At 67.1% G+C, this 15,933-nt stretch carries 17 protein-coding genes; 5 read left to right on the top strand and 12 right to left on the bottom strand.

Translation table 11 applies throughout. The annotated features are described in order from the left end of the window. Positions 1–39: 39 nt before the first annotated feature. Entirely contained in the window at positions 40–798 is a 759-nt protein-coding gene (lolD, locus tag LXM88_RS16240) for a lipoprotein-releasing ABC transporter ATP-binding protein LolD (protein ID WP_412524108.1), read from the bottom strand. Next, positions 791–2,044 carry a lipoprotein-releasing ABC transporter permease subunit gene (locus LXM88_RS16245; protein ID WP_262533970.1) on the bottom strand — a complete coding sequence of 418 codons (1,254 nt, stop codon included), beginning with the start codon at positions 2,042–2,044 and terminating at the stop codon, positions 791–793. The genes lolD and LXM88_RS16245 overlap by 8 nt, the downstream gene beginning before the upstream one ends. Before the next feature lie 150 nt (positions 2,045–2,194). Between LXM88_RS16245 and LXM88_RS16250 the strand changes: the two genes are divergently transcribed. From LXM88_RS16250 to LXM88_RS16270, 5 genes are all read left to right on the top strand, one after another. Continuing rightward, entirely contained in the window at positions 2,195–3,271 is a 1,077-nt protein-coding gene (locus tag LXM88_RS16250; protein WP_262533972.1) for a regulator, read from the top strand. Between the two features lie 14 nt (positions 3,272–3,285). Next, positions 3,286–4,983, top strand: coding sequence for a single-stranded-DNA-specific exonuclease RecJ (recJ, locus tag LXM88_RS16255; RefSeq protein ID WP_262533975.1), 1,698 nt, complete (start codon positions 3,286–3,288; stop codon positions 4,981–4,983). Between the two features lie 153 nt (positions 4,984–5,136). Beyond that, positions 5,137–6,241, top strand: a protein-coding gene (prfB, locus tag LXM88_RS16260; RefSeq protein ID WP_262533977.1) for a peptide chain release factor 2 whose coding sequence is annotated in 2 segments (ribosomal slippage) — positions 5,137–5,217 and positions 5,219–6,241 — 1,104 coding nt in all. Because the reading frame shifts where the segments join, the coding sequence is not laid out codon by codon here. 83 nt (positions 6,242–6,324) lie between these two features. Then, the gene (gene lysS / locus LXM88_RS16265; protein ID WP_262533979.1) at positions 6,325–7,851 is read left to right on the top strand and encodes a lysine--tRNA ligase; all 1,527 of its coding nucleotides are present in this window, start codon (positions 6,325–6,327) and stop codon (positions 7,849–7,851) included. Between the two features lie 348 nt (positions 7,852–8,199). Then, entirely contained in the window at positions 8,200–8,940 is a 741-nt protein-coding gene (locus LXM88_RS16270) for a glycine zipper 2TM domain-containing protein (RefSeq protein ID WP_262533981.1), read from the top strand. Between the two features lie 122 nt (positions 8,941–9,062). Here the strand turns inward: LXM88_RS16270 and iscX are convergent, their stop codons facing one another. The 10 genes from iscX to LXM88_RS16320 all read right to left on the bottom strand — a co-directional run bounded on the left by iscX (position 9,063) and on the right by LXM88_RS16320 (position 15,887). Beyond that, positions 9,063–9,272 (bottom strand): Fe-S cluster assembly protein IscX, encoded by a 210-nt coding sequence (iscX, locus tag LXM88_RS16275; RefSeq protein WP_034183561.1) that lies wholly within the window; start codon positions 9,270–9,272, stop codon positions 9,063–9,065. Between the two features lie 17 nt (positions 9,273–9,289). Continuing rightward, positions 9,290–9,631, bottom strand: a complete 342-nt coding sequence (gene fdx / locus LXM88_RS16280) for an ISC system 2Fe-2S type ferredoxin (protein WP_047898490.1) — start codon at positions 9,629–9,631, stop codon at positions 9,290–9,292. A gap of 91 nt (positions 9,632–9,722) precedes the next feature. Continuing rightward, positions 9,723–11,591 (bottom strand): Fe-S protein assembly chaperone HscA, encoded by a 1,869-nt coding sequence (gene hscA / locus LXM88_RS16285; RefSeq protein ID WP_262533983.1) that lies wholly within the window; start codon positions 11,589–11,591, stop codon positions 9,723–9,725. A 54-nt stretch (positions 11,592–11,645) separates the two neighbouring features. After that, positions 11,646–12,173 carry a Fe-S protein assembly co-chaperone HscB gene (hscB, locus tag LXM88_RS16290; RefSeq protein WP_096473039.1) on the bottom strand — a complete coding sequence of 176 codons (528 nt, stop codon included), beginning with the start codon at positions 12,171–12,173 and terminating at the stop codon, positions 11,646–11,648. Between the two features lie 94 nt (positions 12,174–12,267). After that, positions 12,268–12,591: an iron-sulfur cluster assembly protein IscA gene (iscA, locus tag LXM88_RS16295; RefSeq protein ID WP_011885413.1), complete on the bottom strand. Its 324-nt coding sequence runs from the start codon at positions 12,589–12,591 to the stop codon at positions 12,268–12,270. Positions 12,592–12,656: 65 nt separating this feature from the next. Beyond that, on the bottom strand, positions 12,657–13,064 hold the full coding sequence (gene iscU, locus LXM88_RS16300) for a Fe-S cluster assembly scaffold IscU (protein WP_011352562.1): 408 nt from the start codon (positions 13,062–13,064) through the stop codon (positions 12,657–12,659). A gap of 68 nt (positions 13,065–13,132) precedes the next feature. Further along, a complete protein-coding gene (locus tag LXM88_RS16305; RefSeq protein ID WP_262534041.1) occupies positions 13,133–14,356 on the bottom strand; it encodes an IscS subfamily cysteine desulfurase in 1,224 nt (407 codons plus the stop codon). Between the two features lie 65 nt (positions 14,357–14,421). Beyond that, the gene (gene iscR / locus LXM88_RS16310; protein WP_009691731.1) at positions 14,422–14,961 is read right to left on the bottom strand and encodes a Fe-S cluster assembly transcriptional regulator IscR; all 540 of its coding nucleotides are present in this window, start codon (positions 14,959–14,961) and stop codon (positions 14,422–14,424) included. Between the two features lie 114 nt (positions 14,962–15,075). Then, positions 15,076–15,558 (bottom strand): low molecular weight protein-tyrosine-phosphatase, encoded by a 483-nt coding sequence (locus tag LXM88_RS16315; protein ID WP_262534058.1) that lies wholly within the window; start codon positions 15,556–15,558, stop codon positions 15,076–15,078. Between the two features lie 101 nt (positions 15,559–15,659). Beyond that, positions 15,660–15,887 carry a hypothetical protein gene (locus tag LXM88_RS16320; RefSeq protein WP_043190346.1) on the bottom strand — a complete coding sequence of 76 codons (228 nt, stop codon included), beginning with the start codon at positions 15,885–15,887 and terminating at the stop codon, positions 15,660–15,662. Positions 15,888–15,933: the final 46 nt, after the last annotated feature.

Below are 15,933 nucleotides of genomic sequence, written 5' to 3' on the forward strand. Positions count from 1 at the left end.
CGCCGGGACGAACCCGGCAGCGCGAGCAGGGGCGTTCGCTTACACCGGCAGCGCCGGCTCCTCGTGCAGCACGCCGTCACGCAACCGCATGATGCGGTCGCAGCGCGCGGCAAGATCGGGATCGTGAGTGACGATCACGAAGCTCGTTTCGAGCGTCTCGGACAGTTCGAGCATCAGGTTGAACACCGTGTCTGCCGTGGTGCCGTCGAGGTTGCCGGTCGGCTCGTCGGCGAGCACGCACGCGGGCTTCGTGACCAGCGCGCGCGCGATCGCGACACGCTGCCGCTCGCCGCCCGACAACTCACCCGGCCGGTGCTTCGCACGCGGGCCGAGACCGACGCGCTCGAGCATCGCCTGGGCCTCCGCACGCGCGTCCTCGGTCGTCATCCGGCGGATGCGCAGCGGCATCGCGACGTTGTCGAGCGCAGTGAACTCGGGCAGCAGGTGATGGAACTGGTAGACGAAGCCGAGCGCGCGGTTGCGCAATTCGTTGCGCTCGCGCTCGGCGAGTTGCGTAAACGGCTTGCCGAGCAGCGACACTTCGCCGGCGCTCGGCTCGTCGAGCCCGCCCAGCACGTGCAGCAGCGTGCTCTTGCCGGAACCCGACGCGCCGACGACCGCGAGCTTCTCGCCGCGCCGCACCGTCAGCTCGGTGTTGTTGAGCACCTGCACATTGAAGCCGCCCTGCACGAACGCCTTCGTGATCCCGCGCGCCTGAAGCACGTAATCCTGCATACCTGCCGAATCCTGTCTGTTGTGTTGTTTTGAATCCGCGAATGCGGTCGCGCGGTCATTCATAGCGGAGCGCCTCCGCCGGCTTCACCTTCGCGCCGCGCCAGCTCGGATAGAGCGTCGCGACGGCCGACAGCACGAACGCAATCAGCCCGATCCGGATCACGTCGCTCGCAACCAGCTCGGACGGCAGTTCGCTGATGAAGTACACGGACGGCGGCAGGAACTGCACGCCGAACAGGTGCTCGATCATCGGGATCAGCCACGGGATGCTCCACGCGATCAGGCAGCCAAGCGCGACGCCCGACGCCGTGCCGACGAAGCCGATCGTCACGCCCTGCACGACGAAGATCTTCATGATCGACCCCGGCTGCGCGCCGAGCGTGCGCAGGATCGCGATGTCGGCCTGTTTATTGGTCACCGTCATCACGAGCGACGACACGAGGTTGAACGCGGCCACCGCGATGATCAGCGTCAGGATGATGAACATCATCCGCTTCTCGATCTGCACGGCCGAGAACCACGTCTTGTTCTGCTGCGTCCAGTCGCGGATGTACAGGCTGCCCGACAGCGTATGCGACAACTCGACCGCGACCTGCGGCGCCTTCTGCATGTCGGTCAGCCGCAGCCGCACGCCGGTCGGCGCGGCCATCCGGAACAGCGCCTCGGCATCGCGGATGTTGATCATCGCGAGCGTGCTGTCGTATTCGTAGTGGCCGGACTCGAACACGCCGACGACCGTGAACTGCTTCAGGCGCGGCATCATCCCGGCCGGCGTGATCGAGCCTTCGGGCGCGACGAGCGTGACCTTGTCGCCGACCGTCACGCCGAGGTTGCCGGCGAGCGCGTCGCCGAGCACGATGCCGAACTGGCCCGGCACGAGCGCGCCGAGCTGTCCGGCCTTCATGTCCTTGCCGATGTCCGACACCTGCGGCTCGAGCGCCGGCTCGACGCCGCGCAGCATCACGCCGCTCACCGCGTCCTGGCGCGTGAGCAGCGCCTGCGCGTCGACGTACGGCGCCGCGCCGACCACCGACGGATTGCGGCGCGCTTCCTGCGCGGTCAGTTGCCAGTTGGGCATCGAACCCGTCGGCGAGAACACCTCGACGTGCGCGAGCACCGACAGCATGCGGTCGCGCACTTCCTTCTGGAAGCCGTTCATCACCGACAGCACGACGATCAGCGCCGCGACGCCAAGCGCGATCCCGAGCATGGATACGAGGGCGATGAAGGAAATGAAGCCGTTGCCGGTCGTGCGTTTGCCGGCGCGCGTATAGCGCCAGCCGATCTGCCATTCGTACGGAAGTTTCAAGCGAATCCTTTCTGCTGGTTACGGCGGGGAGGCGCCCCGGGGCCGGACCGCCGCCCGGCGGCGGCCGCCGGCCAGGGCACGGTCAAAAAACGGCCGCCGGACGCGAACGGGCCGTCTGCCGGCCCGATCACGCGCGCAGTTTGCCATACAATGCGCACCATCATGCACGACCGACGCCTCCATTTTCTCGTTCCGTTCGCGCTGCCGTCGGCGGCCGATGCGGCCTCGTCCCTGCACACGCTGGACAGCCCCGCGCTCGAAAAGTTGCTCGCCCGCGCGAGCCTCGTCGAGCGCGTAGCCGGCGAAGACTTCCAGCGCACGCTGCCGCACGAGCGCTGGCTGGCCCGCCAGTTCGGCGCGACCCGGGGCAACGCCGCGGACGAAGCGCCGCTCGCGCCCTACATGTTGCTGGCGGACGGCGGCGAACCCGGCGCGCACGCATGGGCATGCGTCGAGCCGGTGCACGTCGAAATCGCGCACGACCACCTGGTGCTCGTCGACCCGGCGGCCCTCGCGCTCGACGACGGCGACGCGGCGGCGCTGCTCGCGGTCGCGCGGCCGCTGATCGAGGAGCTCGGCGTGCGACTCGAAGCGCCGAACCCCGCGCGCTGGTACCTGTCGAGCGAACAGCTCGCGCGGCTCGCCGGCGCCGCGCCGCTGCGCGCAAGCGGCCGCAACATCGAGATCTGGCTGCCGCACGAGGCGCACACGGGCGAACGCTCGCGGATGTGGATGAAACTGCAGAACGAAGTGCAGATGGCGTGGTTCGAGCATCCGGTCAACGAAGCCCGCGAGGCGCGTGGCCTGCCGACCGTCAATTCGATCTGGTTCCATGCACAGGGCACGCTGAAGCCGGTCGGCAAGCCGTTCGCGCGCGTGCTGTCCGCGTCGTCCGCCGCGCTCGGCCTCGCGCGCGCCGCGCAAGCCGAAGCCGGCACCCCGCCCGCCACGTTCGGCGCGCTGTCGGCCGCCGATGGCGCGACGCTCGTCGAACTGCCGGCGTTGACCACCCCCTTCATCGAACAGGACTGGGCGCGCTGGCACGACGGGCTCGCCGCGCTCGAGCGCGACTGGTTCGCGCCGGCGCTCGCCGCACTGCAGAACGGCGCGCTCGCCAGCGTCGACTTCACGCTGTGCGGCGACACGAGCTCCGTGACGCTGCACGCGACGCGCGGCGACCTGCGCAAGTTCTGGCGCCGCCGTGCGCTCGCCTCCCTGTTCGAATAACCAGCAGACCCCGAATGACCCGGATCGTTACCCGCCCCGTCGCGCCCGCCGACGCCGAAGTGCTCGCGCGCCACGGCCTGCATCCCGTCCTCGCGCGCCTGTACGCGTCGCGCGGCGTGCAGTCCCCGACCGACATCGAGACCGCGCTTGCGCGCCTCGTCCCGCCCACCGAGCTGAAAGGCTGCGCGGACGCGGCATCGCTGCTTGCCGACGCGATCGCCGACAAGCGGCGCCTGCTCGTCGTCGCCGACTACGACTGCGACGGCGCGACCGCGTGCGCGGTTGCGGTGCGCGGCCTGCGGATGTTCGGCGCGCAGATCGACTACCTGGTGCCGAACCGCTTCGAATACGGCTACGGCCTCACGCCCGAGATCGTCGCGCTCGCGGCCGCGCGCAAGCCCGACCTGCTGATCACCGTCGACAACGGGATCGCAAGCGTCGCAGGTGTCGAAGCCGCGAACGCGCGCGGCATCGACGTGCTCGTGACCGACCACCACCTGCCCGGCGACGCGCTGCCCGCCGCCCGCGCGATCGTCAACCCGAACCAGCCCGGCTGCGTGTTCCCGAGCAAGCACCTCGCCGGGGTCGGCGTGATGTTCTATGTGCTGCTTGCGCTGCGCGCCGAGCTGCGCCGCCGCGGCGCATTCGCAAGCAAGGAAGCCGAGCCGCGCCTCGACGGCCTGCTCGACCTCGTCGCGCTCGGCACCGTCGCCGACGTCGTGCGGCTCGACGGCAACAACCGCGTGCTCGTCGCACAAGGGCTGCAGCGCATCCGCAACGGCCGCATGCAGCCGGGCGTCGCCGCGCTGTTCCGCGCCGCCGCGCGCGAAGCGCGCACCGCGTCGGGCTTCGATCTCGGTTTCGGCCTCGGCCCCAGGCTCAACGCCGCGGGGCGGCTGTCCGACATGTCGCTCGGCATCGAGTGCCTGATCACCGACGACATCGGCCGCGCGTGGGATCTGGCGCAGCAGCTCGACGTGATGAACCGCGAGCGCCGCGAGATCGAGGCCGGCATGCAGCAGCAGGCGCTCGCCGATCTCGCCGACGTGGACCCGGCCGACGCGTGCACGATCACGCTGTTCAACCCCGAGTGGCACCAGGGCGTGATCGGCATCGTCGCCGGGCGGCTCAAGGAAAAATTCCACCGCCCGTCGTTCACGTTCGCGCACGCCGACGACGAAGGCAAGCGGGTCAAGGGATCGGGCCGGTCGATCGCCGGCTTCCACCTGCGCGACGCACTCGACCTCGTGTCGAAACGCGAACCGGACCTGATCGTCGCGTTCGGCGGCCATGCGATGGCGGCCGGCCTCACGCTCGACACCGAGAACGTGCCGCGCTTCGCGGCCGCGTTCGAGGCCGTCGCGCGCGAATGGCTGTCCGACGATGCGCTCGCCCGCGTGATCGAGACCGACGGCGAACTCGAGGACGCGTACTTCACGCCGCAGTTCGTCGGGCTGCTCGACGAGGCCGTCTGGGGGCAAGGTTTTCCGGCCCCGCTTTTCTCGGGCGAATTCGACGTCGTATCGCAGTCGCTCGTGAAGGAAAAGCACCTGAAGCTGCAGCTTGCGCGCGGCCGCCAGCGCCTCAACGCGATCTGGTTCAACCATACCGAGCCGCTGCCGGCGAGTGCGCTGATCGCGTATCGCCTCGTCGCCGACACGTGGAACGGCGTCACGCGCGTCCAGTTGATCGTCGAGCACGCGGCCGGCTGAGCGCGGGCCGTCCGGCCCGCGGCGCCCGCCGATGCATGCATTGCCGCACCGAACGGGGCTGCGGCGCGCGCGCGAGCACTGTTCGCGTCACCGGGCAACTCCGCCGATCGGCTATAATTCCGCTTTTTTACGAAGCAAGAATAGCGAGCGATCATGGAAGCGGAACGTCTCAACGCGATCGAAAGCTCCCTGCTCGACCTGCGCAACCGCGCGGGCGAGCTCCGGGGGTATCTTTGACTACGACGCCAAAGCTGCGCGTCTGATCGAAGTCAACAAGGAACTCGAAGACCCGAACGTCTGGAACGATTCGAAGAACGCCCAGGCACTCGGTCGCGAGAAGAAGCTGCTCGACGGTGTCGTCACGACGCTGACGGTGCTCGATAGCGACCTGCGCGACGCGCTCGACCTGTTCGAGATGGCTCGCGAGGAAGGCGACGAAGACACCCTCGTCGCATCGGAAGACGACGCCGCGAAACTCGAAGCGCGCGTCGGCGACATCGAGTTCCGCCGGATGTTCTCGAACCCGGCCGACCCGAACAACTGCTTCATCGACATCCAGGCCGGCGCCGGCGGCACCGAAGCGTGCGACTGGGCGTCGATGCTGCTGCGCCAGTACCTGCGCTATTGCGAACGCAAGGGCTTCAAGGCCGAAGTGCTCGAAGAGTCCGACGGCGACGTCGCCGGCATCAAGAACGCGACAGTCAAGGTCTCGGGCGAATACGCATACGGCTTCCTGCGCACCGAAACGGGCATCCACCGTCTCGTGCGCAAGTCGCCGTTCGATTCGTCGGGCGGCCGCCACACGTCGTTCTCGTCGGTGTTCGTCTATCCGGAAATCGACGACTCGATCGAAGTCGAGATCAACCCGGCCGACCTGCGCATCGACACGTACCGCGCATCGGGCGCCGGCGGCCAGCACATCAACAAGACCGACTCCGCGGTGCGGATCACGCACATGCCGACCGGCATCGTCGTGCAGTGCCAGAACGACCGCTCGCAGCACCGCAACCGCGCGGAAGCGATGGCGATGCTGAAGTCGCGCCTGTACGAAGTCGAGATGCGCAAACGCCAGGCCGAGCAGGACAAGCTCGAATCGAGCAAGACCGATGTGGGCTGGGGCCACCAGATCCGCTCGTACGTGCTCGACCAGAGCCGCGTGAAGGACCTGCGCACGAACGTCGAAATGAGCAACACGCGCGCGGTGCTCGACGGCGATCTCGACGACTTCATCAGCGCGAGCCTCAAACAGGGCGTGTAAGCGCCGCGGCGCGGCCTGGCCAGGTCGCGCCATCCTTGCCCTTCCCGTTTGCGTTGCCGCACCCATTCCGAATTCCGACCATCATGACCGAACCGACTCAAACGCAGCCCGCCGTCGCAGCGGACGAAAACCAGATCATTTCCGAGCGCCGCGAGAAGCTGCGCGCGTTGCGCGAGCAAGGCGTCGCCTACCCGAACGACTTCCGGCCGACCCACCACGCAGCCGATCTGCAGGTGAAATTCGCCGACTCGGACAAGGCGGCGCTCGAAGCGAACCCGGTCGAGGTGTCGGTCGCCGGCCGCATGATGCTCAAGCGCGTGATGGGCAAGGCGAGCTTCGCGACGGTGCAGGACGGGTCGGGCCAGATCCAGTTCTTCGTGACGCCGAACGACGTCGGCGCGGAAACCTACGACGCGTTCAAGAAGTGGGACCTCGGCGACATCGTCGCCGCGCGCGGCGTGCTGTTCCGCACCAACAAGGGCGAGCTGTCGGTCCAGTGCAAGGAACTGCGCCTGCTGTCGAAGGCGCTGCGTCCGCTGCCGGACAAGTTCCACGGCCTGTCCGACCAGGAAATGCGCTACCGCCAGCGCTACGTCGACCTGATCGTCACGCCGGAAACGCGCGACACGTTCCGCGCGCGTACCAAGACGATCGCGTCGATCCGCAAGTTCATGGATTCGGCCGACTTCATGGAAGTCGAGACGCCGATGCTGCACCCGATCCCGGGCGGCGCGGCCGCGAAGCCGTTCGTCACGCATCACAACGCGCTCGACATGCAGATGTTCCTGCGCATCGCGCCGGAGCTGTACCTGAAGCGCCTGATCGTCGGCGGCTTCGAGCGCGTGTTCGAGATCAACCGCAACTTCCGGAACGAAGGCGTGTCGCCGCGCCACAATCCGGAATTCACGATGATGGAGTTCTACGCCGCGTACACCGACTATCGCTGGCTGATGGACTTCACCGAGCAACTGATCCGCCAGGCGGCGATCGATGCGCTCGGCACCGCGACGATCCAGTATCAAGGCCGCGAACTCGACCTCGCGAAGCCGTTCCATCGCCTGACGATCACGCAGGCGATCCAGAAGTACGCGCCGCAGTACACCGACGGCCAGCTCTCCGACGACGCGTTCCTGCGCACCGAACTGAAGCGCTTCGGCGTCGACGTCGCGCAACCGGCGTTCCTGAACGCGGGCACCGGCGCACTGCAGCTCGCGCTGTTCGAGGAAACGGCCGAAGCGCACCTCTGGGAACCGACGTTCATCATCGACTACCCGATCGAGGTGTCGCCGCTCGCACGTGCATCGGATACGGTGCCGGGCATCACCGAGCGTTTCGAGCTGTTCATGACCGGCCGCGAGATCGCGAACGGCTTCTCGGAGCTGAACGATCCGGAAGACCAGGCCGCACGCTTCAAGAAGCAGGTCGAGCAGAAGGATGCGGGCGACGAGGAAGCGATGTTCTTCGACGCCGACTACATCCGCGCGCTCGAATACGGGATGCCCCCGACCGGCGGCTGCGGGATCGGCATCGACCGCCTCGTGATGCTGCTGACCGACAGCCCGACGATCCGCGACGTGCTGCTGTTCCCGCATCTGCGCCGCGAAGACTGACAGCCCTACCCGCGTGTGCGCCGCGCGCTGCGGCGTACACGCGTCAGCTTTGTAACGACGCGTAAATCCCGCCAGCCGGCGTCCGCCGGCTTTCGATCCAGCCCCGTTTTATTCCCTCGTCGCGACGGCCTGCCCCGGGTTTTCCCGGTAACGATCGCCCGCGCTCCGCTGCAATTCGTTACACCTTGATACGGCGCACCGCTCGCCACTGGACGACACTCCGTTTGCGTCACCACGCATGACCACGGGACCAGAACGAGGCGCCGGAACGCCGAGTCTGCTCGATCCCGAAGCGTGGGATCCGGCCCGGCGCCGACATGCCGATCCGGATCGACATCGGAGAACAAAATGGACAACCAGAATCAGACCACGCCGCAAAAGCAACGCCTCCACCCGCTGATCGCCACTGCAGCGGGCGCCGTCATCGTCGCCAGCCTGGCGGCGACGGCAGCGATCACGGGCGTCTTCCCGAAGGCCAGCAGCAGCAACGAACAGAACGGCCAGACCCAGGCCGCGCTGATCGCGTCGCAGCCGGCCGTCGATACCGCCGCAGCCGCCAGCGCCGCGCTGGCCGCGCAAGCCCAGCAGCAGGCAGCCGAACAGGCCGCCGCACAAGCCGCCGCGCAGCAGAAGGCGATCGCGCAGGCCGAACCGAAGCCCGCGCCGCGCCCGGCGCCGACGCACCGCCGCCACACGACGGCACCGCAGCCGCCGCAATACGCACAGCAACAGCCGTCGGCGCCTGCGCAAACCTATTGCCAGACTTGCGGCACGGTCGTCGCGATCACGCAGACGCGCACGCCGGGCCAGAGCTCGGGGATCGGCGCCGTTGGCGGTGCAGCGGCCGGCGGCCTGCTCGGCAACCAGTTCGGCCGCGGTAACGGCCGCACCGCGATGACGATCATCGGCGCGCTGGGCGGCGGTCTCGCCGGCAACCAGGTCGAGAAGCAGGTACGCGCGGAAACCGACTATCAGGTGCAAGTGCAGATGGAAAGCGGCGCGACGCGTACGTTCACGTACCACAACCCGCCGCCGTTCGGCCAGGGCCAGCGCGTGCGGATCGAGAACGGCACGCTGGTCGGCGCGTAAGCGCGCCCTGCCCGCGTGTCGTGCGCGGGCAAGCGACCTGAAAACGAAAACGGCTCGTGAGCGATCGCTCACGAGCCGTTTTCTCATGGGAGCCGCGTGCACCAGTGCGGCGCACGCCGTGCTCAGTCTTCGTCGTCGAAGTCCGATTCGTCGATCCAGTGCGCCTGGATCGCCTCGAGGATCTTCTCGCCGGAATGCTTCGGATCGTCGTCGAAGCCGTCGAGTTCAAGTACCCACTGGCGCAGGTCGACGAAGTTGATCCGCTGCGGGTCGATGTCCGGGTACTTGTCCGCCAGCGCAATGGCTAGTTCGCGCGAATCGGTCCATTTCATCGCCTGCCTCCGGTTGGTCAGTGATTTTCCTTCGCGTGGTTGATCGAGTACTTCGGAATCTCGACCACCAGGTCCGAATCTTCGTTCACGATCGCCTGGCACGACAGGCGCGACGTCGGCTCGAGGCCCCACGCCTTGTCCAGCAGATCGTCCTCGTCCTCCTCGGACGGCGTCAGATCGTTGAAGCCCTCGCGGATCACCACGTGGCACGTCGTGCACGCGCACGACTTCTCGCATGCATGCTCGATCTCGATCCCGTGATCGAGCAGGTTGTCGCAGATACTCTTGCCGGGCGTCGCGTCGATCACTGCGCCATCCGGGCACAGTTCGACGTGAGGCAGCACCACCAGTTGAGGCATGTCCGTTCCGTCAGTCAGGGTGCGGCGACAGGCGCCGCACGGTTCATTATCGCGCGGGCCGTCGTCGCCGGCCGCTGCGCAGTTCGTGAGTTCAGATCTCGTCGAGCCGGCGGCCCGACAGTGCGCGCTTGATGCTCTTGTCCATCCGGCGCGCCGCGAATTCGTCGGTGCCGTCGGCCAGCGTCTTGGTCGCCGCTTCGATCGCATTCGTATCGTCGCCCTGCGCAACCGCGCGCAGCGCCGCGGCGAGCGCGTCGATCTGCGTACGTTCGTCCGCATCGAGCAGTTCGGCGTCGGCCGCCAGCGCGGCCTGCGTCGCCTCGAGCATCCGCTGGGCCTCGACCTGCGCTTCGCGCAGCGCGCGTAAGCGCATGTCGATTTCGGCGGTCTTGAAGCTGTCCTCGAGCATCTTCGCGATATCGTCGTCGGCGAGGCCGTACGACGGCTTCACGACGACCGATGCCTCGACGCCCGACAGTTGTTCGCGTGCGAACACCGACAGCAGGCCGTCCGCGTCGACCTGATAGGTCACGCGTATGCGCGCGGCGCCGGCCGTCATCGGCGGAATGCCGCGCAGCTCGAAGCGCGCGAGCGACCGGCAGTCGGCGACGAGCTCGCGCTCGCCCTGCACGACGTGGATCGCCATCGCGGTCTGGCCGTCCTTGAAGGTCGTGAATTCCTGCGCGCGAGCGATCGGAATCGTCGAGTTGCGCGGAATGATCTTCTCGACCAGGCCGCCCATCGTCTCGACGCCGAGCGACAGCGGAATCACGTCGAGCAGCAGCCAGTCGTCGCCGGTGCCGCGATTGCCCGCGAGCAGGTCGGCCTGGATCGCCGCGCCGAGCGCGACGACCTGGTCCGGATCGAGGTTCACGAGCGGCGGCTGGCCGAAATGCTTCGCGACCGCGTCACGGATTACCGGCATGCGCGTCGCGCCGCCGACCAGCACGACACCCTTGATGTCGGCCGGCGTCACCTGCGCGTCGCGCAGCGCCTTGCGGGTCGGCGTGAGCGTGCGCTGTACGAGCGGCTCGACGAGCGAAGCGAACGTGTCGTGCGAGATCGTCTGCACGACGTGCGCGCCGCCCGACAGCGTCACGTCGAGCGACGCCTGCGGCGCGGACGACAGCGCCTCCTTCAGCACGCGCACACGGTCCAGCAGCAGGCGCACGTCCTCGGGTGCGAGCGTCTTCGCGTCGATGCCGGCCTGCGCGAGCACGTGATCGAACAGCGCGTGATCGAAGTCGTCGCCGCCGAGCGCGGAATCGCCGCCCGCGGCCAGCACTTCGAACACGCCCTTCGTCAGCTTCAGGATCGACAGGTCGAACGTGCCGCCGCCGAGGTCGTACACCGCATAGAGGCCTTCGGCCGCGTTGTCGAGGCCGTAGGCAATCGCCGCGGCCGTCGGTTCGTTCAGCAGGCGCAGCACGTTGAGGCCCGCGAGGCGCGCAGCATCCTTGGTCGCCTGGCGCTGCGCTTCGTCGAAATACGCGGGCACCGTGATCACCGCGCCGACCAGATCGTCGCCGAGCGAATCCTCGGCGCGATAGCGCAGCGTCGCGAGAATCTCGGCCGACACTTCGACCGGGCTCTTCACGCCGTCGACGGTCCGGATCTGCACCATGCCCGGCGCCTCGACGAATTCGTACGGCGCGTTCGCCGCGCCTTCGACCTCGGCCTTGCCGCGGCCCATGAAGCGCTTGACCGACACGATCGTGTTGCGCGGATCGGCCGCGGCCTGCTCCTTCGCTTCGTGGCCGATGCGGCGGCCGCCCTTCTCGAGATAACGGACCACCGACGGCAGCAGCACGCGGCCCGCTTCGTCCGGCAGCACTTCGGCCACGCTGTTGCGCACGGCCGCGACGAGCGAGTTCGTCGTGCCGAGATCGATCCCGACGGCGAGTCGCCGCTGGTGCGGCGCCGGCGCCATGCCCGGTTCGGAAATTTGCAGTAAAGCCATCTTGGTTCGTTCGGGCGCTCGGCCCGTTTGCTGCGCGTGCCGCAAGGCACGCGGTTAAGTTTCGAGGCGCTCGATCTGCGTGCCCACTTCCGACGCGACCCGTTCGATGAACATCAACTGGCGCACGGCCTCGGCGGCCGCCTGATCGGCGCCGCTGTCGAGCAGCGTGCCGAGGCGTTCGACGCGCACGCGCTTCTCGTCGCGCAACTCGGCGAGCAGCGCGTCGAGCGCGTCGACGTTGCGGGCGGCCGCGGCATCCTCGATGCCCTCGCGCCACTCCATCTGCTGCATCAGGAACGCAGGCTCCATCGCGGTGTTGTTTTCCGCACCGATATCGACGCCGCGCAGCGACAGCAGATAGGACGCGCGCTTCAGCGGATCGCGCAGCGTGCGGTACGCCTCGTTCGCGCGGGTTGCCCATTGCATCGCGATGCGCTTTTGCGCGTCGCCGGCCGCCGCGAAGCGGTCCGGATGCACCTGCGTCTGCACCGTCCGGTAGGCGGCGTCGAGCGTCGCTTCGTCGAGCGCGAATTGCGCCGGCAGGTGAAACAGGTCGAAGTGGCTGTCTTTCAGCGAGACCATCGTCGCGTTCAATTCCGGTTCGTCGCGCGGCAAACGCCGCACATTAAAAAGGCGGCCCGTGCCGCCTATTGCCCGCATTGCGCGGAGATCCGCGTCACACGCGGAACGATTCGCCGCAGCCGCACTCGTCCTTCACATTCGGGTTGTTGAACTTGAACCCTTCGTTCAGGCCTTCGCGGGCGAAATCGAGTTCGGTGCCGTCGATATACGCGAGGCTCTTCGGATCGACGACGACCTTCACGCCATGGCTCTCGAACACCTGATCCTCGGGAGCCAGCTCGTCGACATACTCGAGCTTGTACGCGAGCCCCGAGCACCCGGTCGTGCGAACGCCAAGCCGCAGGCCCACACCCTTGCCGCGACGGACGAGGTATTTCTGGACGTGCTGTGCTGCTTTTTCGGTCAGTGTAATTGCCATGATGTCCTTGCCGCGACGCGCCACCGGGGCCCGCCGCGTTTCCTTCTGAAGCCGCTCGATGCCGCTCAGGCTGCTGCCTGATCGCCTTCCGTCGTGTCGTGGCGCTTCTTGTAGTCGGCCACGGCTGCCTTGATCGCGTCTTCCGCGAGGATCGAGCAGTGAATCTTCACCGGCGGCAGCGCGAGCTCTTCGGCGATCTGCGTGTTCTTGATCGACAGTGCTTCGTCGAGCGTCTTGCCCTTCACCCATTCGGTCACGAGCGAGCTCGACGCGATCGCCGAACCGCACCCGTAGGTCTTGAACTTCGCGTCTTCGATCACGCCGTCCGCGCCGACGCGGATCTGCAGCTTCATCACGTCGCCGCAGGCCGGCGCGCCGACCATGCCCGTGCCGACCGTGTCGTCGTCCTTCGCGAACGAACCGACGTTGCGCGGGTTTTCGTAGTGATCCAGAACCTTGTTGCTGTAAGACATGACTCAGACTCCTTGACTCGTTACGTCTGCGTGCGCGAATCCGCCCGCGGCTATGTTCAGTGTGGCGCTTAGTGAGCGGCCCATTCGATCGTCGACAGGTCGATGCCTTCCTGGTGCATCTCCCAGAGCGGCGACAGTTCGCGCAGCTTCGCGATCTTGCCGTTCAGCAGATTGATCACGAAGTCGACTTCCTGCTCCGTCGTGAAGCGGCCGACCGTGAAGCGGATCGAGCTGTGTGCCAGTTCGTCGTTGCGGCCGAGCGCACGCAGCACGTACGACGGCTCCAGCGACGCCGACGTGCAGGCGGAGCCCGACGACACCGCGACGTCCTTGATCGCCATGATCAGCGACTCGCCTTCGACGAAGTTGAAACTGATGTTGAGGTTGTGCGGGACACGGTGCTCCATGTCGCCGTTCACGTACGTTTCCTCGATCTGCGACAGGCCGCGCAGCAGCTTGTCGCGCAGCATGCGGACGCGCTCGTTCTCGGTCGCCATTTCTTCGCGGGCGATGCGGAACGCTTCGCCCATGCCGACGATCTGGTGCGTCGCCAGCGTGCCCGAACGCATCCCGCGCTCGTGGCCGCCGCCGTGCATCTGCGCCTCGATGCGCACGCGCGGCTTGCGGCGCACGTACAGCGCGCCGATGCCCTTCGGGCCGTAGGTCTTGTGCGCCGAGAACGACATCAGGTCGACCTTCAGCTTTGCGAGGTCGATCCCGACCTTGCCGGTCGACTGCGCCGCATCGACGTGGAAGATGATGCCCTTCTCGCGGCAGATTTCACCGATCGTCTCGATGTCCTGGATCACGCCGATCTCGTTGTTCACGTGCATCACCGACACGAGGATCGTGTCGGGGCGCAGCGCGGCCTTGAACGCGTCGAGGTCGATCAGGCCGTCGTCCTTCACGTCGAGGTAGGTGACTTCGAAACCGTCGCGCTCGAGCTCGCGGCACGTGTCGAGCACGGCCTTGTGCTCGGTCTTCACCGTGATGATGTGCTTGCCCTTGCCCTTGTAGAAGTTCGCGGCACCCTTGATCGCGAGGTTGTCCGATTCCGTTGCGCCGGACGTCCAGATGATCTCGCGCGGATCCGCGTTCACGAGCGCGGCCACCTGCTCGCGCGCTTCCTCGACCGCACGCTCTGCATCCCAGCCGTAAGCGTGGCTGCGCGACGCCGGGTTGCCGAACTGCTCGCGCAGGTACGGCACCATCTTGTCGACCACGCGCGGATCAACAGGCGTCGTCGCGCTGTAATCCATATAGATGGGCAGGTGGAGAGTCTCTTGGGTCATCTGTCGCTCCGGGTATTCTGTGCAGGGACTATGTGCGTTATGGGGTATGGCGGGCGCCTTCGCGCTCACGAACTCGCGATGTTGAACACCGAATTGGGGCCAAGCGGCATCGTGCGCACGGGCTCGGCCGGTGCGGCGACGGGCTCCGGCGTGCGCCGGTCGCGCAGCACCGCGGGTGCGCCCTCGCGTGCACGCTGCTGATCGACGAGATCCTGCAGCGACACGGAGTCGAGGTATTCGACCATCTTCTGGTTCAGGGTCGACCACAGCTCGTGCGTCATGCAATGGCCGTCGGGCTGCTTCGAGCCGTCGCACGTGCCTTTGCCGCCGCATTGAGTGGCGTCGAGCGGTTCATCGACCGCGATGATGATGTCGGCAACGGTGACGTCCTGCGCGCGACGCGCGAGGTTGTAGCCGCCGCCCGGGCCGCGCACGGATTCGACGATTTCATGCCTGCGCAGCTTGCCGAACAGCTGTTCGAGATACGAGAGCGAAATCCGCTGGCGCTGGCTGATGCCTGCAAGCGTCACCGGGCCCTGCTCCTGGCGCAGTGCCAAGTCAATCATCGCCGTGACGGCGAAACGGCCTTTGGTGGTGAGTCTCATGGTGTCTAGGGGACTGCAATCTTGACGATTTTGGTCAAGTATAAATATTTGACGAATTTAGTCAAGTATCCATGCCTTTGATAGGGTATTCGCAGATCGCTGAATACCGCGCGATCAGCGCTCCGTGCGGGCCCGAAGCGTCTCCAGCAGGCCCGCGCACGCGCGTTCGACCTGATCGAGCACCTGCTCGAAGCCCTGCGCACCGCCGAAATAGGGATCGGCCACTTCGGTTTCGACCGAGTCCGGCGCGAATTCCATCAGCAGGCGCACCTTGTCGCGATGCTGCGGCGGGCAGCGGCGATGCAGTTCCGCGAGATTCGCTTCGTCCATCGCCAGCAGCAGGTCGAAACGCTCGAAATCCACCGCACTCACCTGCCGCGCCCGCAGCGTCGACAGGTCGTAGCCGCGGCTGCGCGCGGCCACCTGCGCACGCGTATCGGGCGGCTCGCCCACATGCCAGTCGCCGGTGCCGGCCGAATCGATCGCGATCCGATCCGCCAGCGCGGCCGCGTCGACCTGGTGACGCATCACGCCTTCCGCGGTGGGCGAACGGCAGATGTTGCCGAGACAGACGAAACAGATCGCAACGCGGGTCATCGCACTATCGGAAAGCCGCGGCGGACCGCGTGGGAGCAGAACGCGCCATTATACAAAGGCGCCCGAAATCGCGCCGCCGCGCAAAGCGACGGCGCCGTGCATTACAGCGCCTTCGGCGCGGCGAGCACGACGTCGCCGGATGCCGCCGGCAGCGGCTTCGCCGCGTCGCCGACCAGACCGAACGACACCGCGCGCGCCAGTTCGGCAGACGCCTGGTGAACCGCCAGCGGGCCGCGCGACGGCGCATCGGCCATCGCATGCAGATAGGCAGCCGCAGCCAGCGGGACGACGATTGCCAGCGGCCAGTACATCGATATTGTCTTTCTCATGATGCGGACCTCCTTGACCTCGTACCCCGAAACCCAATTCCGGGGA

This window comes from Burkholderia sp. S-53 (assembly GCF_025560745.1).
GTDB lineage: Bacteria > Pseudomonadota > Gammaproteobacteria > Burkholderiales > Burkholderiaceae > Burkholderia > Burkholderia pyrrocinia.